At 38.0% G+C, this 19,638-nt stretch carries 16 protein-coding genes and 2 pseudogenes; 5 read left to right on the top strand and 13 right to left on the bottom strand.

Annotation, left to right across the window (positions count from 1 at the left end):
- Window positions 1-18: 18 nt before the first annotated feature.
- Window positions 19-792 carry a PAS domain-containing protein gene (locus tag CY0110_RS24825; RefSeq protein ID WP_198139267.1) on the bottom strand — a complete coding sequence of 258 codons (774 nt, stop codon included), beginning with the start codon at window positions 790-792 and terminating at the stop codon, window positions 19-21.
- Between the two features lie 477 nt (window positions 793-1,269).
- Between CY0110_RS24825 and CY0110_RS24830 the strand changes: the two genes are divergently transcribed.
- On the top strand, window positions 1,270-1,710 hold the full coding sequence (locus CY0110_RS24830) for a response regulator (RefSeq protein WP_035800633.1): 441 nt from the start codon (window positions 1,270-1,272) through the stop codon (window positions 1,708-1,710).
- Window positions 1,711-1,943: 233 nt separating this feature from the next.
- Entirely contained in the window at window positions 1,944-4,109 is a 2,166-nt protein-coding gene (locus CY0110_RS24835) for an EAL domain-containing protein (protein WP_008278377.1), read from the top strand.
- A 2-nt stretch (window positions 4,110-4,111) separates the two neighbouring features.
- Here the strand turns inward: CY0110_RS24835 and CY0110_RS24840 are convergent, their stop codons facing one another.
- Complete coding sequence (locus tag CY0110_RS24840) at window positions 4,112-4,537, bottom strand: hypothetical protein (RefSeq protein ID WP_008278378.1); 426 nt, start codon at window positions 4,535-4,537, stop codon at window positions 4,112-4,114.
- 73 nt (window positions 4,538-4,610) lie between these two features.
- Here CY0110_RS24840 and CY0110_RS24845 point away from each other — a divergent pair, with 73 nt between their 5' ends.
- A complete protein-coding gene (locus tag CY0110_RS24845; RefSeq protein ID WP_008278379.1) occupies window positions 4,611-4,799 on the top strand; it encodes a CPXCG motif-containing cysteine-rich protein in 189 nt (62 codons plus the stop codon).
- 189 nt (window positions 4,800-4,988) lie between these two features.
- Here the strand turns inward: CY0110_RS24845 and CY0110_RS24850 are convergent, their stop codons facing one another.
- The 5 genes from CY0110_RS24850 to cheB all read right to left on the bottom strand — a co-directional run bounded on the left by CY0110_RS24850 (window position 4,989) and on the right by cheB (window position 11,547).
- Window positions 4,989-6,440: an IS66-like element ISCysp3 family transposase gene (locus CY0110_RS24850; RefSeq protein WP_008272619.1), complete on the bottom strand. Its 1,452-nt coding sequence runs from the start codon at window positions 6,438-6,440 to the stop codon at window positions 4,989-4,991.
- Window positions 6,441-6,656: 216 nt separating this feature from the next.
- A complete protein-coding gene (groL, locus tag CY0110_RS24855; protein WP_008278380.1) occupies window positions 6,657-8,279 on the bottom strand; it encodes a chaperonin GroEL in 1,623 nt (540 codons plus the stop codon).
- Window positions 8,280-8,356: 77 nt separating this feature from the next.
- The gene (groES, locus tag CY0110_RS24860; protein ID WP_008278381.1) at window positions 8,357-8,668 is read right to left on the bottom strand and encodes a co-chaperone GroES; all 312 of its coding nucleotides are present in this window, start codon (window positions 8,666-8,668) and stop codon (window positions 8,357-8,359) included.
- A 239-nt stretch (window positions 8,669-8,907) separates the two neighbouring features.
- Window positions 8,908-10,407 (bottom strand): CheR family methyltransferase, encoded by a 1,500-nt coding sequence (locus CY0110_RS24865; RefSeq protein WP_008278382.1) that lies wholly within the window; start codon window positions 10,405-10,407, stop codon window positions 8,908-8,910.
- Window positions 10,408-10,455: 48 nt separating this feature from the next.
- A complete protein-coding gene (gene cheB, locus CY0110_RS24870) occupies window positions 10,456-11,547 on the bottom strand; it encodes a chemotaxis-specific protein-glutamate methyltransferase CheB (RefSeq protein WP_008278383.1) in 1,092 nt (363 codons plus the stop codon).
- Between the two features lie 56 nt (window positions 11,548-11,603).
- On the opposite strand from cheB, the gene CY0110_RS24875 reads away from it, so the two are divergent.
- Together CY0110_RS24875 and CY0110_RS28975 are read left to right on the top strand one after the other, a co-directional pair.
- Window positions 11,604-11,825 (top strand): AbrB/MazE/SpoVT family DNA-binding domain-containing protein, encoded by a 222-nt coding sequence (locus tag CY0110_RS24875; RefSeq protein WP_008278384.1) that lies wholly within the window; start codon window positions 11,604-11,606, stop codon window positions 11,823-11,825.
- A 12-nt stretch (window positions 11,826-11,837) separates the two neighbouring features.
- Window positions 11,838-12,053, top strand: a pseudogene (locus tag CY0110_RS28975) (type II toxin-antitoxin system death-on-curing family toxin); the annotation flags it as partial.
- A 49-nt stretch (window positions 12,054-12,102) separates the two neighbouring features.
- Here the strand turns inward: CY0110_RS28975 and CY0110_RS24885 are convergent.
- From CY0110_RS24885 to CY0110_RS24910, 6 genes and pseudogenes are all read right to left on the bottom strand, one after another.
- A complete protein-coding gene (locus CY0110_RS24885; RefSeq protein WP_008278386.1) occupies window positions 12,103-12,528 on the bottom strand; it encodes a response regulator in 426 nt (141 codons plus the stop codon).
- 69 nt (window positions 12,529-12,597) lie between these two features.
- On the bottom strand, window positions 12,598-14,967 hold the full coding sequence (locus tag CY0110_RS24890; RefSeq protein ID WP_008278387.1) for a hybrid sensor histidine kinase/response regulator: 2,370 nt from the start codon (window positions 14,965-14,967) through the stop codon (window positions 12,598-12,600).
- Between the two features lie 182 nt (window positions 14,968-15,149).
- Window positions 15,150-16,505: a methyl-accepting chemotaxis protein gene (locus CY0110_RS24895; protein WP_008278388.1), complete on the bottom strand. Its 1,356-nt coding sequence runs from the start codon at window positions 16,503-16,505 to the stop codon at window positions 15,150-15,152.
- 88 nt (window positions 16,506-16,593) lie between these two features.
- Window positions 16,594-17,664 carry a chemotaxis protein CheW gene (locus CY0110_RS24900; RefSeq protein ID WP_008278389.1) on the bottom strand — a complete coding sequence of 357 codons (1,071 nt, stop codon included), beginning with the start codon at window positions 17,662-17,664 and terminating at the stop codon, window positions 16,594-16,596.
- 291 nt (window positions 17,665-17,955) lie between these two features.
- Window positions 17,956-19,080: a response regulator gene (locus tag CY0110_RS29495; protein WP_008278390.1), complete on the bottom strand. Its 1,125-nt coding sequence runs from the start codon at window positions 19,078-19,080 to the stop codon at window positions 17,956-17,958.
- A gap of 179 nt (window positions 19,081-19,259) precedes the next feature.
- Window positions 19,260-19,638 (bottom strand): annotated as a pseudogene (locus CY0110_RS24910) (DUF3598 family protein); the annotation flags it as partial.

A 19,638-nucleotide genomic window follows, 5' to 3' on the forward strand; every position in this document is an offset into this window, starting at 1 on the left:
ATATACGAATAATAGCAATCATCTGATCCTTTTATAGGGAACTAATCTAGCTTCATAGTATTCTTCTCCTGTAGGCATTGGTAAACTGTATTCTACAGAAATAAAAGTCTTTAATTCAAGAACTTGATTGATGGCATTTTTAACTTTTTTACTAACGGGATCAGGTAATATTTCTACCAGAGGTTTTTTGAGAAAAATTTCTGGAGTAACATATAGAGCCGACTCTATCGAATTTCTATAATCTATGATAGTGCTATCAGCTTCTAGTTTAAAAAATAAGTCAGGAAGAATACTAAAAATAGCATCTAATTCTTGTTGATTGTTCCTGAACGCTTCTTCTACTTTTTTAATATTTGTAATGTCTTGTGTTTCAAAAATTAGGAAAATAATTTTACCTTTTTCGTTTTTAACAGGCTTAATCGAAAAATAGAGATAGATTTTTTGATTATTTTGAGTTAAATGAGTTGTTTCAAACCGAAATATGTTACCTTTTTTTGCTTCTTTGATCGCTACTTTTAACTTGTCTTGATATTTCGATGAATAGTTCCACCAAGGAGTTTCCCAAAAAGGTTGTCCAATTACATCTTTAGCTTTAAGCTTTAAACAGTCTAAAGCAGTTTTATTAACTTCAAGTAACTTTCCTTCTAAATCTAATAATCCAATAAATTGAATCGTTTGATCAAAAATAGCTTTGAATTTTTCTTCTATTTTTTGACGCTGGTTAATTTCTTCTTGCAATTGAGCTTTACACTGTTTTATTTGAAGCGATCGCCAAATTAATAGTATAAACATCCATATGATGCTCAAGATTAATATACCGATAATGGCTAAATAAGTTGACTCTTTTCTATATCCGCTTATATAAAAATAAAATTGATTCAATAAATTTGAAAAGTCATCGATCCATAAGTAGCAAGCATTAATCATACAATCTAATAATCCTATTGGGATTATGATACACATATTTCAGTTAAAAGCAATAGTGAATTTTATTAATTATTCATAATTTTTATTTTTAATTATTAAGGATGATAACTGATGTTTTATCAACCAGAATAATGACATAATATTTTTTTATGAATGGTCAAGGGTAATAATTCTGAAATTTCGTTTCTTTCCTTATTGTATTGTAATTGATTGAACTGAATATTAGCAACTGGTGATCCAAATTACAGTTATTTATATTATTTCAACAGTTAAATAGAAGAGAATTTAAAGTTTTTAAAAGTTGTCAAAAACAACGACTTAACTATTAAAACTCATTATATTATGATCAGAGGAAATGTAACTCGAATGCTATTAATAGAAGATGATCCTAATGATATCGAATTAATTCAGTTAGCTTTAGAAAATTATAATTTTGTTCATGAAATCGATATTGTAGAAGATGGAGAACAAGCACTAGAATACTTATTTGGTAGAGGAGATGACACACCAAGACGACAACTACCAAGAGTAATTTTATTAGATTTAAAATTACCCAAAATTAATGGTATTCAAGTTTTAGAGGCAATTCGTCGTGATCCCCGAACAAACCAGATAGTGGTTGTGGTGATGACATCATCGGCAGAAGACAGAGACATAGAAGCTTGTTATAATTTAGGGGTTAATAGTTACATCATTAAACCGTTTGATTTTCAGCAATTTACAGAAATCGCTCGACAGGTAGGTTTTTATTGGATGATGTTAAATCAACCCCCTCTTAAATAATTTTTGTCTTTTTCAGATTGACTCCTTTTAAGAAAGATGAGAAAAATCTATCCTTTATGAACTATTCTTATCCATGAGATAATCTAAATTTGATCAAGGCTAATAGGAAATGTGGTAAATTTTATGACTAGAAAGATCCTATCTTATGTATGTGTCGCTGTTCCTTAACTAGCAAAAATTGGATATTCAATTGTAATTGTCCTAAATCCTATTAACAACAAAGGCGAGAGTGTATGTCTTCAGAGTCCCTTAACTCGATATTTTTTAATAATAAAGTTAAATCCCCTATCAAGTTACTATTGCTTGAAGATGTAGCTGAAGATATAGAATTGATTATTCTCTCCCTTACTAATGCCAATCTTGAATTTACTTACGATGTGGCTGAAACTGCTACTATTTATAAAGCAAAACTAGACAATAACATTTATGATGCTATTTTAGCTGATTATCGTATCCCTGGATTTAATGGATTAGAAGCTTTAAAAATTTTACAACAATCAGGGCAAAAAATCCCTTTTATCCTGATCACAGGAAGCATAGGAGAAGAAGCAGCCGTCGAATGTATTAAAGCAGGAATAACAGATTATATCCTCAAAGATCGCTTATTTCGTTTACCGAATATTTTAAAGCGATCGCTCGAAGAATTTACCCTGCGTCGTCAACAACAACAAGCTTTAATCGAACGACAAAAAGTAGAAATCGCCCTCAGAGAAAGTGAGCAAAGATTTCGGGCTTTAATTGAGAATGCCATCGATATTATTCTTATTGTCTCCTCAGAAGGAACCTTTACTTACCTAAGTCCCTCAGTAAAACGAGTATTAGGTTATGATCCAGCTAGTCTGATAGGTTGCTCTTTTTTTGATTTGATTCATCAAGCGGATCAACAACGGATCAGACAGAGTTTTGAGAGCATTAAAATCGAAGCCAATCAGTCTACCATCCTCTCAGAGTTTCGGGTTTGTAGCCATGACAACCGTTGGCTGATGTTAGAAGCGATCGCCAAAAACCTAGAAGATGATCCTGCTGTAGCAGGATTTGTGATCAACTGTCATGATATTACCGAACGTCATTACACCGCACAACAACTAAGATACGATGCTTATCATGATAAATTAACCGGTTTGGCAAATCGTTCAGCCCTACTCGAACAACTACAAAAAGCGATTGATCGCAACAAACGACGCAGACAAGATCATTTTGCCATTCTCTTCCTTGATTTAGATCGCTTTAAAGTTATTAATGATAGTTTAGGCCATTTAATGGGAGATGAACTCCTGAAAAATATGGCTCAACGCTTAGAACAATGTCATCGAGACGGAGATACGTTGGCACGGTTTGGGGGAGATGAATTTGTTTTTTTATTACAAGATATTCGAGAACCAGAAGAAGCGGTTATCGTTGCTCAACGCATCCATGAAGTGCTTAAAGCTCCCTTTACTCTTAACAATCGAGAAGTCTTTATTTCTGCTAGTATTGGCATTACCATTAGTACCGATCATTATGATCATCCTGAACAAATGTTACGGGATGCTGATGCTGCTATGTACAGGGCTAAGGCTAACGGTAAAGCTTGTCACGAAATTTTTGCCCCTACAATGTACCTATCAGCCCTCAAAGAATTACATTTAGAAAGTGATCTCAGACAGGCAATACAACGTCAAGAATTAGTAGTTTATTATCAACCTATTGTTTTTTTGAAAACTCAACAAATTATTGGGGCTGAGGCTTTAGTTCGTTGGCAACCTCCTGGTAAATCTTTGATTCCTCCTAATGATTTTATTCCCTTAGCAGAAGAAACAGGATTGATTATTAATCTTGATCGTTGGGTTCTTCAATGTGCTTGCCAACAACTTTATGAATGGCAACAAGACTTTCAAGGATTAGCCCCCCATTTTATTAGTGTCAATCTTTCCCCAAAACAATTTTTTGATCCTCGTTTAAAAGATATAATTATTGAAATTGTAGGAAAAACGGGACTAGATAAAAAATATTTAAAATTAGAAATTACCGAAACTGTCTTTCTTAAAAATTCTCATACTGTATTAAATCTTCTTTATCAATTACAACAGTTAAATATTCAGATATGTCTTGATGATTTTGGAACGGGTTATTCTTCTTTAAGTTATCTCCATCGGTTTCCTCTGAATAGTTTAAAAATTGATCGTGGTTTTATCAATGATTTAGGACAAACGAATCAAAATGATGCGATTGTTCGTATTGTTGGCACTTTAGCCCAAGAACTGCAATTAGAATTGATAGCAGAAGGTATTGAAGAAAGTTATCAAATAGAGGCTTTAACAACTTTAGGATATCAATGGGGACAAGGTTATTATTTTTCTCCTCCAATTGATGCTCAAGCTTTTAGTCTTTTATTAGAAAAAAATACATTTCATATCTAAATTTATTGTTGGTACTGATTTTCTGAATCATCAACCATTTTATACCATTCCCAAAGAGTCTTACCTTGAACATTATCATCTCCAAAGGCAGAACCTGAGCCATAAATGGGTGCAAAAGTTGGTTTGAGTAATATAATAAGAACAAGAATAAGAGCAAAAACTCTTAAGTAAGTATAAGGCAATTTATCAATTAAAAAACTACAACCTAAAGCAATTATCCAAAAAATTAAGCCGTAAGCAATAACATGGACTAGAAAAATTAAGCCTATTGGCGGACTATTGAAGGTCAAAGCTAATCCCCAAAAAATTGCCGTTATATTTGGCATAACAATGGTGAGAACAAAAGCAAAAATGTAAGTAGGATAGAGAACATTTAACATGATCCAGATAATCCAGGTTGTTAAAGAAACTTGAGGAATTAAAAACATAGCAATAATACTGCAATTAAACCTATTTTTTACTATACTAAAATTACTAATTTAAAGATACTAAAAAAAAATGATGCAAACAACTGCTGATTATAGTTGCGCTTTTTGTGGAGAATCTAATACAACTTTTATTGATATTAGTGCAGGTAACTATCAATCATATATCGAAGACTGTCAAGTGTGTTGTCGTCCTAATATTATATATTTAGAAGTCGATGAAAGTACCCTGGAGGTGACGATTCATACTGATTATCAAGAGTAAATAAAAAAATAACGATTAATGATTAATTGTTTAATATTATCCTCAGCCACAGGTTTAGAAAAGAAATAACCTTGACCCTATTGACAGTCTAATTGTTATAGTAATTCTAAAGCTAGTTTTTGCTATATCTGGGCTTAAAATAAGCTAAAGTTCCAGGTAAAAAAATAGCTGCTTGGTAAGGATTCAGGTCTAGAAGTTAGGAATTAGGGAAGGAAACAAACAATTCGGATGACCGACTTTGGCTATTAATGACTTCTCGAAAAAATCAATCACCGAACGTTCTTGACGACGACAAGTTTGAATAACCGTCAATAAGTTAGCTGTTTGTTTAAATCGTTCCATGCTTCTTGAACCCCCACTAACTTTCCGTTTCGTGATGGCTAATCTTAAGGATCTTTCAGCAAGATTATTATCAGGGGGGATCTCTGGATGCTCCAGAAAATACCACCATTGCTCTGCCTTTTGCCGAAGGTTTCGCAAAAGTTTTCCGGCTTCATAACCGGCTTTAGGCTTCCATTCTTCTGTGGCTATCTTTATCTTATCTTTGAATTGTCTTGCCCAAACTTGATAACCATGCCTATTCTTATCGTTTTGCCAAATACGATAATGACGGAAAGCTTCATCAATTAATTTGAGAAAAGTTTGACCGATGGTTTTGTTATATTGACCTGGAGTTTTTATTAATCGCTGAAAGTGACGGCGTAAATGTGCCAAACATTTCTGTTGAGCAACAACAGTATAACCATTGTAAACTCCCAAATCATCACTACTTAAAACACCACCATATTCATGGCCTAACTGATCTTCTAATTCCTTACGCCCCCTAGTATCAGCAGCCCGAAACAGGCAGAAAAGTTGATTGGTAAATACCCACAACCATTCTTTGACTCCCTTCACTGGCCAGGGTGTTTCATCAACATGAATTGGGGGTTGTTCTACTTTGACCCACTTGGATAATTGTTCAACCGACGGATTAATGGCTGTTTCTACTCGTTGATTGGTGGCTACGATGGTCCCCATACCTATCTCAATTTGCCCTAACTCCCACAACATCTCTTGTTGCTTTTCATAAGGTAGATGTCCATAATTCCCTAACCATCCCAGAAAAGCTTGTAACTTCACTCCTAAATCTTGTCCTGGGACGGTCTTGGGCGACCAATTCGCTTTGGTCACTTCACCACAATGCCCACAGCGACAATGATGACGATGATATTCTACTACCTCAATGGGTTTATCTACCAGTTGTGCTACCTGCTGAGAATCAACTTTCACTGGTTCTATTAATAATTCTGTTTGACCACAGTGACTACATATTGATGGTTGCAAGATTTGAATTCTGTCAATTCTCCCAAAGCCTTTCCTTGTTTTTCCCTTATGTCCAGGTTGTCCCCCTGGTTTTCTTTTCTTATCCTTATCGTCTTCAGTTGTTTTAGCCTTCTCAGACTTTTTCAATAAGTCTGTTGATGGGGGTTTTGATGAGGTTTGGCTATCTAAATTACGACTGAGCTTTAATTTTTCTATTTCTTTTTGTAGCTGCTCGATAAGTTTCTGTTGAGCCAAGATAATTTGTACCAACCCAGATTTTGACAGTTGGTTTAATTCGTCTGGATTTAACTGTACTCCTGGTTCAGTTTGACTCATACCGTTACTTTAGCGCAGTCAGCCTGTTTGTCAATATTTGCCACCTGAATCCTTACGCTGCTTGCTGCTTGTTTGGCTCGACGATATTGCATGAATCAATGATAATCAAGATGCTATGATTGGGGTCTGGTTCCTCTAGCCAACCTACACCCTAAAGTTAAAAAACCCCGTCCTCATCAGGACAGGGCTTACGGCTTAGTTTAGATCACTTAAGTATTAGTAATCAAAATCCCCACCGCCACCAGCAGGAGCTTTTTCTTTCTCAGGCTTATCTACCACAATACATTCAGTGGTTAAGATCATACCTGCGATCGAGGCAGCATTTTGTAAACCAGAACGGGTTACTTTTGCAGGGTCAACGATACCTGCTGCTAACATATCGGTAAATTCACCAGTCGCAGCATCATAACCAGTGTTAAAGTCTTTTTCTTTAACTCGTTCAGCGACAACGGCACCGTTTTGTCCAGCATTTTCAGCGATGCGCTTTAAAGGAGCGGTTAAAGCACGGGCAACGATTAACGCACCAGTTAACTCTTCGTTAGCTAGATTGCCATTAGCCCACTCTTCTAGGTTAGGGGTGAGGTGGGCGAGGGTTGTGCCACCACCAGGGACGATCCCTTCTTCTACGGCTGCTTTTGTGGCGTTGATGGCATCTTCTAAACGAAGTTTACGATCCTTCATTTCGGTTTCGGTAGCAGCACCAACTTTGATAACCGCTACACCACCAGATAACTTGGCTAAACGCTCTTGTAACTTCTCTTTGTCATAAGAAGAGTCAGAATCTTCGATTTGACGACGAATGAGATCACAACGGGATTTAACCGCTTCTTCGTTGCCTTCGGCGACGATAGTGGTATTATCTTTGGTCAGAATCATGCGACGGGCTGATCCTAACATTTCAATTTTGGTATTTTCTAGCTTCAAACCAGCATCTTCGCTGATTAAGGTACCACCAGTTAAGGTAGCAATATCTTCTAACATTTGCTTACGGCGATCGCCAAATCCAGGGGCTTTCACTGCAGCCACGTTTAAGACACCCCGTAAACGGTTAACAACCAGGGTTGCTAAGGCTTCTTTTTCAATATCTTCAGCGACGATCACTAAAGATTTACCTTGACGGGCGACTTGTTCTAAAACAGGAACTAAGTCTTGAACGAGGTTAATTTTTTTGTCGGTGATGAGGATGCAGGGTTCTTCAAATACGGCTTCCATGCGTTCGGGATCGGTGACAAAGTAAGGAGAAATATACCCTTTATCGAAGCGCATCCCTTCGGTAATTTCCAGTTCAGTGAACATGGATTTTCCTTCTTCTAAGGAAATAACCCCTTCTTTGCCCACTTTGTCCATGGCTTCAGCGATCATTTTACCCACTTCTTCATCATTTCCGGCAGAAATGGCTCCGACTTGAGCAATCGCTTTAGATTCTTCGATGGGTTGAGCGTGTGCTGCAATTTTTTCGACTAAGAACTCAGTTGCTTTATCGATACCTTTTTTCAGGGCGATGGGGTTCGCACCAGCAGCAACGTTACGTAATCCTTCTTTAACGATGGCGTGAGCGAGAACAGTAGCGGTAGTGGTTCCGTCTCCAGCGACATCGTTGGTTTTTGAGGCTGCTTGACGAATCAAGGAAACGCCAGTATTTTCGATATGATCTTCTAATTCAATTTCTTTAGCAATGGTGATCCCGTCATTGATGATTTGCGGGGCGCCAAATTTCTTTTCTAGGACAACGTTACGACCTTTAGGCCCGAGGGTAACAGCTACAGACTCGGCGAGGATGTCCATTCCTCTTTCTAATGCGCGACGTGCATCTTCGTTGTAAACAATAGATTTAGCCATAGGTTATGCCTCTGTTTGATTGATTCTGAAAGGGATAAATAAAGAAAGGAGATAATGATTTGCTTAATTTAGGATGTTTAAGCAACGGAGGCTAAGATGTCTTTTTCAGATAAAAGTACATAGTCTTCTCCAGAGAGTTTGACATCAGTACCTGCATATTTGGAATAAAGGACTTTATCACCAACTTTGACATCTAATTCGGAACGACTGCCATCATCGTTACGCTTTCCAGGTCCAACGGCGACAACTTCACCAATTTGGGGCTTTTCTTGGGCGTTATCGGGAAGTAAGATCCCTCCTGCGGTTTTTTCTTCGGCGGGGCTAACTTTAACAAAAATGCGATCGCCGAGGGGTTTAACGGTAGAGACGTTGATACTAATTGCTGCCATGGACGAATCCTCCTGATGTTGATAATGGGGTCAAGAGCTTTATTTGAAACTTTAGCACTCTTACCTTCCGAGTGCTAATTTAGCTAAATAAGGGTGGTCATGGCAACTGTTCTTAGGGTACGGGTTCCCGAACTTTTTAGGGAACGGGGAACAGGGAGCAGTTATGAGCAGGGAGAAAAGTTACGGCTTATTTACTTTTTTAAAACATTTCACTATATTTATGTCCGACTACTTAGAGGTTAGCTGAGTTGCAACAATAATTGAGAAGCTGTGAGATTTCCTCGCTCTACAATGGGAGTTTCGGGGGGTAACATTTGAAGAATATTCAAAGATTCTTGATACATTTTGATAGCTCTTCTTTCGTCTCCTTCTTGTGTATAAATATGGGTTAAATCCAGATAAGCTGCTACTGAGTTGGGGTCAAGATAAATAATTTTTTTCAAAAGGTATTTTGCTTCTTCTAATTTACCTGTTTCTTCAGCGATTCTTGCTAATAAGTAATGAGGAGCAATTGCTAAAGAATCTATTTTTAATAATCGCTCACAATATAAGATAGCATCTTGATATCGTCCTTGATTCGCATAAATTTGGGCGATCCAGTAAGCAGCATCGGTGTGGTTAGAATTGATATCAAGAATTTGTTGAAACTGTTCAAGGGCAGCTTGATATCGTTCTTGTTCGATGAAGTTTTTAGCAGTTTCTAGTAACTTATTAACAGTGGGTTTGACAGGTTCTTTTTTAATGGGAGATGGTGAGATAATTGGTTGTTTTTTTACAGGAACAGGATCGGTTTTGACCGTGATGGGTTTAGGAAGAGTTTTGGCAGGTTTAATGGGTTTAAATTGAGGAATCGTTAATTCCTTAACCGTTAATGGCTGACGAATTTCTTGTTGTTTCTCTCCTTCTTTTCGACGTTGATAAATCAAAGACTGAGAAAAAGATAGTCTATGAAACTGACTTAAATTTTGTCCCGATAATTCGGCATGACCTGTTAAAAGATAGCCGTCAGGATTAAGCGCATGATAAATTTTGTTGACAACTTTAGTAATGGCAGGGGCATTAAAATAGATAAAAACATTTCGACAAATAAAGAGATCAATATCGTTAAAAGGGAATTCATCTTGAACTAAATTAACCAGATGAAATTGAACCATGTTTTTAATTCTAGGTTCAAGCTGGTATTGTTGATTAACTTGTTGAAAATATTGCCCTTTAATGACTTCGCTTACCCCTCGAAATGACCAAGGACTATAAATTGCTTTTCTGGCAGAATTAATGGCAATTTGATTGATATCTATCCCGAAAACACTTAACTGCCATTGTTTATAATTAGGGATGAGTTCTTGCAGCATAATTGCCAAGGAATACGGTTCTTCTCCTGTGGAACATCCTGCACTACAAATACGAATGGTTTTCTCAATTTGTTTTTTTTGTATAATTTTGGGTAAAATATGATTTTGTAATAAGTGAATTTGTTCTTTGTCACGGAAAAAATAACTTTCATTATTGGTTAACAAGGCAACTAAATTTTGCCATTCTTCTTTACTTTCTTGAGTCCGTGATTCTAATAGTAAATAATAATCTTGGGGACTAATAAAATTAACGGCATCCATTCTCATCGAGATTTTCTTCGCAAAAGAATCTCTATCTGAGGGGCGAATGACTAAACCTGTACGCTGAAGGATTAAGTGTTGAAAGGCTTCTTTTAAATCAGCAGACAATGAAATTAATTTAGGCATTTTAATAACTCATGAATGGGAAAATGTTAGACAGTAAAACGTTTTTTATTAGACTTTTACCCTTTGTAACTTATTTAAAAAAGGGGCAATCTCTTGAAGGGGAAGAACATAATTCACCACCCCTAACGCGATCGCTTCTTTGGGCATTCCAAAAACCGTACAACTCTTCTCATCTTGAGCAATATTAATCCCTCCTGCTTGAGCGATCGCATTCATTCCCCTGGCTCCATCTCTGCCCATTCCTGTTAATAAAACACCGACTGTTCCTTGTCTATAAAATTTAGCAACTGATTCAAACATAGCTGTAACAGAAGGACGATGACCATCAACAGGAGCAGAATTAAGATGACCAAATTGACCTTGGGAATTTAAACCTAAATGATAGTTATCAGGAGCAAAATAAACCGTTCCTGGGACGGGATATTCTCCCGCTTGAGCTATTTTAATTTTGAGTTGGGATTCGCTTTCTAACCAACTAACTAATCCTTCTAAAAAACCTGGGCTAATATGTTGAGTACAAATAATTGGAACAGGAAAATTTTTAGGCAGTGGGGCAATAATTTGATGTAATGCTTTTGGCCCGCCAGTGGATGCCCCAATAGTGACAACTTTAATGGGAGAACGATGATTGTCAACGGTTGGATTGATGGAATTTAAAGAAGAATTGGGAACAGATTTTAATGTTTTTAATTGAGGCTGAGAAGCTTGAGAAAAGGATTTGGTAAAAACGCTGACTCCTGATAAAACTTTAATCTTAGTAATTAACAGGTTCTTGATTCTTTCATAATCTGAATCTTGTCCCGTAATGGGTTTCGGAAAAACATCGATCGCGCCTGCTTGTAGCAGCTTAAAAATATTTCCAGGATCATCTTCTTGTACCGAATTACTAATAATTAAAATCGGAATTGGATACTTAGTCATCACTTTCTGAGTCAAAGCCAAACCATCCATTCCTTTCATGTGAAAATCAGTACAAATTACATTAGGATTGACTTTAGGAATTAATTCTAAGGCTTCTTGTCCGTTACTGGCGGTGGCAATGACTTGAACATCAGATGAACTATCAATGAGTCTTTGCAGAATTTTTAAAGCAACAGGAGAATCGTCAACTAATAGGACTTTAATGGGTGGTTTGGTCATGATTTTTGGTTAGAGTAGAATTAAAGTTATGACAGAACTAATAACCAGGAAAAAAAATGAAATTAAAACTCTGTAAAATTGGCAATTCACTGGGAGTAATGCTGCCAAAAGAAGTTTTAGAGAAATTCAAGTTAAGTGAAGGAGACAGTCTATCTTTAATTGAAACTAAAGAAGGTATTCAGCTTACTCCCGATGATTCTGAGTTTGAAAAAGCGATCGCAATTTATCGAGAAGGAAGTATTAAATACACGAATGCCCTCAGAGACTTAGCTAAGTAATTTGAATTAGCTGCTGCTTATGGATACAGATTGACCAAAAACCACCCTTTTGTTGATGGTAATAAAAGAACAGCTTTGATGGTTATGTATGTATTTTTAGGCTTAAATAGCTATTGTGTTAATGCGGAAGAAAAAAAAGTTGTTTTGACGATGGAACAACTTGCCAGTAGCATTGTCACTCAACATGACCTTGCTATATGGCTTGAGAAAAACTCAACACCGCGTTAGATGTATTTTTTTGAGCCAATTTCCCCCTAAAAAAGGGGGTTAGGAAGAATTAAAGTGGCTTGGCTGCAACTTTTTTAGTGGCTAATACTTTAATTTTGGTAATTAGTGTTCGTTGCAGGGCTTCTTGATTATCTCCTAAACCTGCTTGTGGTTTTGCCATAACATCTAAAGCTCCATCTTGTAAAACTTTAAAGATATTGTCAATATCATCTTTTTGTACAGCATTACTAAGGACTAAAACAGGAAGCGGATATTTAGCCATTACCTGTTTAATTAATTCAAACCCATCCATATTGGGCATTTGCAAATCGGTACACATCACTTGGGGTTGTACTTTAGGAATTAAAGTCAAAGCTTGATTCCCGTCAGATGCTGTACCAACAACTTCAATGTCTGGGGAAGATTCCAGCATTTTTTTAAACATTCCGACTGCAACGGGAGAATCTTCAACTAAGAGAACTTTGATTTTAGACATTTTTTTGTACCTTGATTGGAATAGTTATTAGTAGGAGAAGTAGGGGCGAACAGCCGTTCGCCCCTACGGTTAAATCAACCGTCTTAAGGTTTCAATCAGAATTTTTTGATCAAAATCTCCTTTGGTTAGATAAGCATTTGCGCCTGCTTGCGCCCCTCGACGTTTATCTTCTTCAGATGCAAGGGTAGTGACGAGAATAACGGGCAATTCGTTATACTCTCGATACTGGCGAATTTTCGCAGTGAGGTCTAATCCACTGAGATTGGGCATTTCCACATCAGAAACAACTGCATCAAATTTACCCGCTCTCAATTTGTTAAAGCCTTCTAACCCATCAACAGCAATGGTTAGGTCATATCCCGCCCCTTCTAAGAGGCGTTTCATCTGGGTACGAATGATAATAGAATCTTCCACCAGTAGAAGTTTGGGCTTCGCATTGACCTCTTCTGCTTGAGAAGAAACGATTTTACCGCTACCTTTTTGCAGAGATTTGAATAAGTCTTGGGGATTCAGTACCATGCAGACTTGTCCATCGCCGAGAATGGTTGCGCCCAAAATATTGCGAACGCGCTTGAGTAACTTGCTTTGGGGTTTTAAAACAATATCCTGTTGATCCAGTAGCGCATCCACTAAAATGCCAAGACGTTCATTGCCCATTTTCAAAAGAATACAGGGAATATTCTTGGTGGTCGTTTTAGCAGTATGGGCAGATTGGGGAACAGTTACAGGTAATTCAAGCAGATCGGCTAACCAAACCACTGAAACGGGTTGACCGTCAACCGTAATGGTTTGACTGCCTTCAATAGAAAATATCTCTTGTCGAGATACCAGCATGGCAGTTTCTACAGACTCCACAGGAATCCCATAAGTAGATTGCTGAACTTCGGTAATGAGGACGTGAGTGGTAGCTAGATTGGTACTTAATTGAATGCGAAATTCACATCCCATTCCAGGAGAAGATTCCACTTGGATCGACCCTTTCAACCGTTCCACATTGGCGCGAACCACATCTAATCCCACCCCTCGACCAGAAATTTCACTCACTTCTGTACGGGTAGAGAAACCAGGGGCAAAGATCAAAGACTGAATTTGATGGGCAGTCATCTTCGCCAGTTCTTCTTCTTGACAGATTCCCCGTCGTAGGGCGGTACGTTTAATATTCTCCAGATTCAATCCTCGACCATCATCTAACACCTCAATGCCAATGCTGCCACTGGTTTGATAGCCTCGGAGTCGAAGGGTTGCCGTAGGAGATTTACCTAATTTTTCCCGTTCTTGGGGGGTTTCAATGCCATGATCGATCGCATTACGAAGAATATGCAGCAGGGGATCTTTCATTTCTTCAAGAATGCGTTTATCGGCTTTGATGTCTCCCCCTTCAATGACTAGGTTAATTTGTTTGCCTTGCTGCTTGGCTAAGTCTCTAACCATGCGAGGAAACACATTAAACATGGTGGACAGGGGCAATAATCTTAGGGTTTGAATGCCTGATTGTAAGTCATTGGCTAGGGTATCTAACTGGGTTGTGTCTTCGTAAGCAGTGCGTTTTAAATGACTAATTAGGGTTCCCAGTTGTTCTAAGCGTTGTTTCGCCCGATAGTGTAATGCCTGGATCTGTTGCACATTACCGTTAAAGACCCCCTGTTCCATCTGCTTGTAAGCTGAATGGTGGGCAGAAGTATCTCGACTCCATTCTTCCCACAAGGTCATAATGGCTTCAATGTCCAGCATCCGTTGGCCAATTCGCAGCTTCGTGACATTGAGTTCCCCTGCTTGTCGCATTAAACCATCTAGTTGTTTCGATTCGATGCGAATGGTATCAATGTTGCTACTGTCGGTGGGTTGGTTCGTTGTGGTTAACTGTTCCGCAACTGGATGATTAATAGTTGCGGTTTTCTGCGTAACCTCTGGCGTAAGGGGTTCATCTTCAAACAGGAGATCCTCATCAAACGCTGTCGCAATGGGATCAGCATCGTCGGCAAACAGTAAATCTTCCTCACTAGGAACGGGAGAGGCTGATGAGTCAGAACCGTTACCGTTACTATTGCCGTTACCGTTGGTTTCAGCCCCCATTAAATTAGCCAAAACCTGGAAAACCACTACCCCTGCGGATTCTCCTGTGACCGCTTCATGCACCAGTTTACGAACCGCATCAAGTCCCCCATACAGGCGATCGCATAAATCAGGGGTAATGACGTTTTTGCCTTCTTTAACAGCCACTAAACAATCTTCCATTTGGTGGGTGAGGGTTTCTACATCCTCCACCCCCAACATCCGCGAGTCTCCTTTAAGGGTATGGGCTTCCCGTAAAAATTCTTCCAATCGAGATTGGTCGTTTGGCTGTTTTTCTAAAAAGATGAGGGCATCTTCGAGTTTTTGTAAACGTTCTGGGGTAACGGTTTTATAAATATCTCTGAGTTCGTCGTCTTCAATATACATAGGAGTTTTAGGAGTTTAGGAGTTTCAGGAGTTTCAGGAGTGCAGGAGTTTTAGGAGTTTAGGAGGGCGGGCAAAGCCCATACTATGCAACAGAATGGTTAAAAAGCTTAGAAACTTCAAAGTCAAGTATTCTGAACTCCTACACTCCTCGACTTCTACACTTCTGTACTCCCCCAGTTCCGTTAAACGGCAGCTTGTAAGTCTTTGGCTGCGTCGTCGAGTTGGCGAGTTGAGGTTTTAACTTGGCTGATACCGGCAGAGGTTTCTTGCGCCCCTAAGTTAATAGCGTTCATGGCAGAAAGTACCTGCTGAACGGCGACGGCTTGTTGTTTAGCGGATAGAGAAATTTGTTGGCTGTTGAGGAAGACGTTATTAACTGCATCAGCAACTCCTGCAAAGGTTCCCACAGTGCCTTCGGTGAGTTTGATGCCTTCGTCGGTTTTCTTGGTTCCTTCATCCGTTACCATGACGGTACTGTTCATGGCTGCTTGGATATCTGTTACCAAATTGTTGATTTTATCAGCAGAATTCTTGCTTTCATCGGCTAATTTACGAATTTCACCAGCAACTACTGCAAATCCTTTCCCTTGTTCTCCTGCACGGGCTGCTTCTACCGCAGCATTTAGGGCTAACATATTGGTTTGGTTCGCTAAATCTCCAACTAATTCGGATACCCCTGCAATTTGTCCGGTTTGTTCACTGAGACGCATGATTTGTTCGGCGATCGCCCGTACTTGTTCTTTGAGCAGATTCATGCTGGCTTGGGTTTGTTGTACGGCTTGGGTTCCTTCTTCGACTAAATTCAGAGCTTTTTGCGCCCCTGATGCTGAGGCTTCGGCTTGTTCGGCAGCTTGTCGGGAGGCTGCTCCTAATTCATCCATCGTGGTGGTGGTTTCGTTGACGGAACTGGCTTGCTGAACCATTGTCCGTTCTTGTTGTTCGACTGTAGAAGCGATTTCTGTGGAAGAGGAGGCAATATTTCCTGTAAATTTCGCCATCGATGAGGTTATATTGCGGACGACAATAATAATGGCTGCGGTGACAATTATTTCAATAACCAAGAGAATATATTCCAATGCCTTGACCATTTTTTCGTCTTTTTCAACAATATGTTCGGCTGATTCAACCGCAGCATTAGTCGTCTCAAATAATTCCTCACTTGCTGCTAATAATTCACTTCTGTATTGAGGATTTTCTCTTGTTCTCTGGATCAAATCTTTAATATTAGACCAAGCTTGTTCAACAGATTGCATCTTGGCTAAAAAGTCAGGATCTTTGGGTTTAGCTAAATCTAACTCTTCGCTTCCATTCATTAATCCATTAATTAACGTATCAAGTTTTTGGATTAATTGATCGTCTTGTTGTCCTGCTACTTCTAATTTAACTGATCGCTGAGTTCCTCCTCTGACAACACCTGCATCATTAACTCTACTAATTTCCCCTTGTGTCCGATTAGTAACTAAAATAGTGCCAATCGTGCCAACTAAAGCCAAGATAACGCCAGCTGCACATAAACGTAATTGAGTTGAAATTTTCATTGCTTTATTTCCTAGTTGAATAGTGTTGAATAAAAAATAGTGATTGTTTGAGACTTCGGAAGTCTAGTGGTTAGAATTTGCTATAAAATTAAGCAGCATCGTTCACTTCTAAGTTTCCCTGATTAATAATTTTCGATAAGTCGAGAATGCTTAATAGTTTGTCAGCATAGGGAGCGGTTCCTCGTAAATATTCATGATTGCCAGATTCAACTGCAATGGGAACGGGATTAATGTTTTTTTGAGACAAATACATGACATCAAAAACTTCATCAACGGGTAATCCTGCGACTAAATCATCCACCTCAATAACAACAGCTTTGCCATTATTTTTAGCAGAGGTTATCGGTAAATTTAGGCAACTTCTTAAATCTACCAAGGTAACAATTTCTCCCCGCAAATTTATATTGCCCAAAATATGCTGAGGACAACAGGGAATGGGAGTAAAATTACAAATGTTAATAAACTCTCGAACTGTCTCTAACCCTAAGCCAAAGTATTCATTATTGAGGCTAACCACTGCTAAGGGAATTTGTTCTGTGGTTTCTTGACTGGTTTCTAAAGTGGCTTGTCGTAAATTATCAGCCCTCCGTCGAAAAATAGACTTTTCTTTTTCCGTTGCATCAGGACAACAGACTTCATAAAAGCTGCTAATAATTGAGAGATTTTCTTCTTTTTCGGGATTTTCTTCTAATTCAGAGTCTGCCTCTTCTACTAATGCTTTAACTTCATCAGGTTGTCGAACTAATGCTTCCGGATTGAGCAAAATAATGGCACTATCATCAATTGTGGCAATCCCTGAAATAAAGGCAGGATTAATGTTATTGGTGCGTCCATAATCAATTTCTTGTTCGATAATTTCTGGTTCAATTTCTATAACTTCATGAACCGTGTTAACAATTACTCCAATTTGCAAATTGTCCCAATTTAAAACAATAATACTATCAGTTAATTGGCATCTTGTGATAGAATTACTTAGCCTCAAATCTAGGTGCATGACAGGTAGCAGTTTTTCTCTTAAATTGAGAATACCAACAATATCAGTGGGTGCTTCAGCAATAGGAATTAGTTCAGGTAACTGAAAAATTTCTTTAACTAAATTTGCTTCAATTCCATATTGAATATCATGGAGATTAAAAATTAAATAGGGTTTGGTTTTCATAATGATTTCTAAGGTGAAAAATAAGCGGGTGAGGAGTTCATGAGAGTTCAGGATTAAGTATTATAGACTTCTGAACTTCTACACTCATACACTCTTCCAGTGAGTATTGAACTCTTTTTAAAATTGATTTTGAGTAAATAATCAGTAATCGACTGACCTCCTCAAGTTTGGACATCAATACTGCACTGTTTACGTAATTATGATCTTTGGCAAGACAAGAATTAAGTAATAACGACATTCTTCAAGAGAACCTTAAGTAATAGTAAAAAACCTTACTTCCTGCCTCCTAAATTAAGGATTCCCAGAATTAACAAATTCACTCACAACGCTTAACAATTTTTCAGAATCAAAGGGTTTGGTTAAATAGCGATTTGTTCCTGCAATTTGACCTTTCATTTTATTAACAAAGCCATCTCTCGCTGTTACCATAATGATAGGAAGCTCATGGAATTTAGGAATGCTTCTGAGGGTTCTGCACATATCTAACCCATCAATATCAGGCATGGTGAGATCAAGCAATAGCAAAGAAACCTCATTTTGATTAAGTAAATTAAGCGCATCCACTGCATTACTCGCTAACAAAAGATTATAGCGATCGCTTAAAATCCGTTTCATCGTTGCTTGGACAACGGGACTATCATCAACGGATAAAACAGTCGGACGGTTGTGATATTCAACAACTGTTTGAGTATCAAACGTTATCAAACCCATTTGCACCCAATTAAAGTAGGAACGTGCGACAGTTAGGGGATCTTTTTCTAATTGTTGAGCAATCTCTGTAATGCTGCGTTTTCCATCTACCCATTTTTCTAGGTGCTGACGTACGGCTGATTCTTTAATTTGAGGGAGAGCTTGGGTCACAATACAAGGGATGCTATCTGCTGAAGGAATGGTAGGGGTTAAAGCATCCCATTTTTCTTGACGTTGGTGAAGGTTCTCTATTAAGTTAGACCAATTTAAGCCATGACAATCTTTGCCAAAGCAAAGGTCACATTCAGCCGTGTCACTGCATTCTAATGTTCCAGAATGGGGCAACATATATTCCAGTGCAGATAAAGTTTGTTTCCGAACGTAGGTTTCAACTTGCTCCCAAGTTATTACTCGGATACGAACCAGGTTGTGTAAGACTTCTCTAATAGAACTTGGATTTGTGGATTTTTCTGTGGCGAATTTAATAGCAACAGGACTAATATCAGGATTAATACTCTGTAGTACCATTTTTACAAAATCGTCTCTTGGAGGAATCTTGCTACCTCCATAAACAATTTCTCCATTATTGAATACTAAGGTATAATCTTTTTCTCTTGACCCGTTTTTATTCTTTGGTGCTATCTTTACTCGACCGCTTGCTTTCTTTTGGGTGAAATCTTCGAGTAAAGTAGCAAGTTCTTGTGCTTGAAATTGGCGTTTTAGCATAAAAAAACCTTAATTAAAATTATGGCTAGTATTAGTATGCTCTTGTCTACACCAAAACATTTCAGCGTTGTTACGGATCTTGGAATTATATATTCCTTGGAGCTTATATAAAAGTACAAAAGATTAAGATACTAACTGTTACAATAAAAGCATTTCTAGGTTGTTTCATTCCTTTTCCTTTATACAGTTGTAAAAGTTTGTAAAGTAAACTGCTTAAATTGGGAAGCGTTAAAGGAACGGATGCCTCGATAGAGTAAACTAGGCATCGGCAACCAATCTACGGTTAAGTCAAAAGAATCAAAGGTTAGTTCTTGAGGACAAGCTAAAGAAAGATTACCCTGAAAAGATAAAATTAAATTATCAGATAAAGGATGCCAAACCTGATATTTTTCTTCTGATATAGCTAAATCAGTCGTGATAGACTGACTTTTTCCTTCTAATTTTGAAGGCATCTCGAAGGTTAGGGACTCCTGAAATTCATCCTTATTTTCCACAATAGCGATAATTTGTCTCAATACTCTATTTTCATAGATAGCCACCAAACTTGCTCGTTTATTT

The sequence above is a fragment of the Crocosphaera chwakensis CCY0110 genome, assembly GCF_000169335.1.
In the GTDB taxonomy this organism is placed as follows: Bacteria; Cyanobacteriota; Cyanobacteriia; order Cyanobacteriales; family Microcystaceae; genus Crocosphaera; species Crocosphaera chwakensis.

What these genes read in the sequence shown, in the direction of transcription:
- CY0110_RS24835 (WP_008278377.1), top strand. Translation starts at nt 1,944, where the DNA reads ATGTCTTCAGAGTCCCTTAACTCGATATTTTTTAATAATAAAGTTAAA.
- groES (WP_008278381.1), bottom strand. Translation starts at nt 8,668, where the DNA reads ATGGCAGCAATTAGTATCAACGTCTCTACCGTTAAACCCCTCGGCGAT.
- CY0110_RS24885 (WP_008278386.1), bottom strand. Translation starts at nt 12,528, where the DNA reads ATGTCTAAAATCAAAGTTCTCTTAGTTGAAGATTCTCCCGTTGCAGTC.
- CY0110_RS24895 (WP_008278388.1), bottom strand. Translation starts at nt 16,505, where the DNA reads ATGAAAATTTCAACTCAATTACGTTTATGTGCAGCTGGCGTTATCTTG.
- CY0110_RS24890 (WP_008278387.1), bottom strand. Translation starts at nt 14,967, where the DNA reads ATGTATATTGAAGACGACGAACTCAGAGATATTTATAAAACCGTTACC.
- CY0110_RS24830 (WP_035800633.1), top strand. Translation starts at nt 1,270, where the DNA reads ATGATCAGAGGAAATGTAACTCGAATGCTATTAATAGAAGATGATCCT.
- groL (WP_008278380.1), bottom strand. Translation starts at nt 8,279, where the DNA reads ATGGCTAAATCTATTGTTTACAACGAAGATGCACGTCGCGCATTAGAA.
- cheB (WP_008278383.1), bottom strand. Translation starts at nt 11,547, where the DNA reads ATGACCAAACCACCCATTAAAGTCCTATTAGTTGACGATTCTCCTGTT.
- CY0110_RS24865 (WP_008278382.1), bottom strand. Translation starts at nt 10,407, where the DNA reads ATGCCTAAATTAATTTCATTGTCTGCTGATTTAAAAGAAGCCTTTCAA.
- CY0110_RS24840 (WP_008278378.1), bottom strand. Translation starts at nt 4,537, where the DNA reads ATGTTTTTAATTCCTCAAGTTTCTTTAACAACCTGGATTATCTGGATC.
- CY0110_RS24850 (WP_008272619.1), bottom strand. Translation starts at nt 6,440, where the DNA reads ATGAGTCAAACTGAACCAGGAGTACAGTTAAATCCAGACGAATTAAAC.
- CY0110_RS24875 (WP_008278384.1), top strand. Translation starts at nt 11,604, where the DNA reads ATGAAATTAAAACTCTGTAAAATTGGCAATTCACTGGGAGTAATGCTG.
- CY0110_RS24845 (WP_008278379.1), top strand. Translation starts at nt 4,611, where the DNA reads ATGCAAACAACTGCTGATTATAGTTGCGCTTTTTGTGGAGAATCTAAT.
- CY0110_RS24825 (WP_198139267.1), bottom strand. Translation starts at nt 792, where the DNA reads ATGTTTATACTATTAATTTGGCGATCGCTTCAAATAAAACAGTGTAAA.
- CY0110_RS29495 (WP_008278390.1), bottom strand. Translation starts at nt 19,080, where the DNA reads ATGCTAAAACGCCAATTTCAAGCACAAGAACTTGCTACTTTACTCGAA.
- CY0110_RS24900 (WP_008278389.1), bottom strand. Translation starts at nt 17,664, where the DNA reads ATGAAAACCAAACCCTATTTAATTTTTAATCTCCATGATATTCAATAT.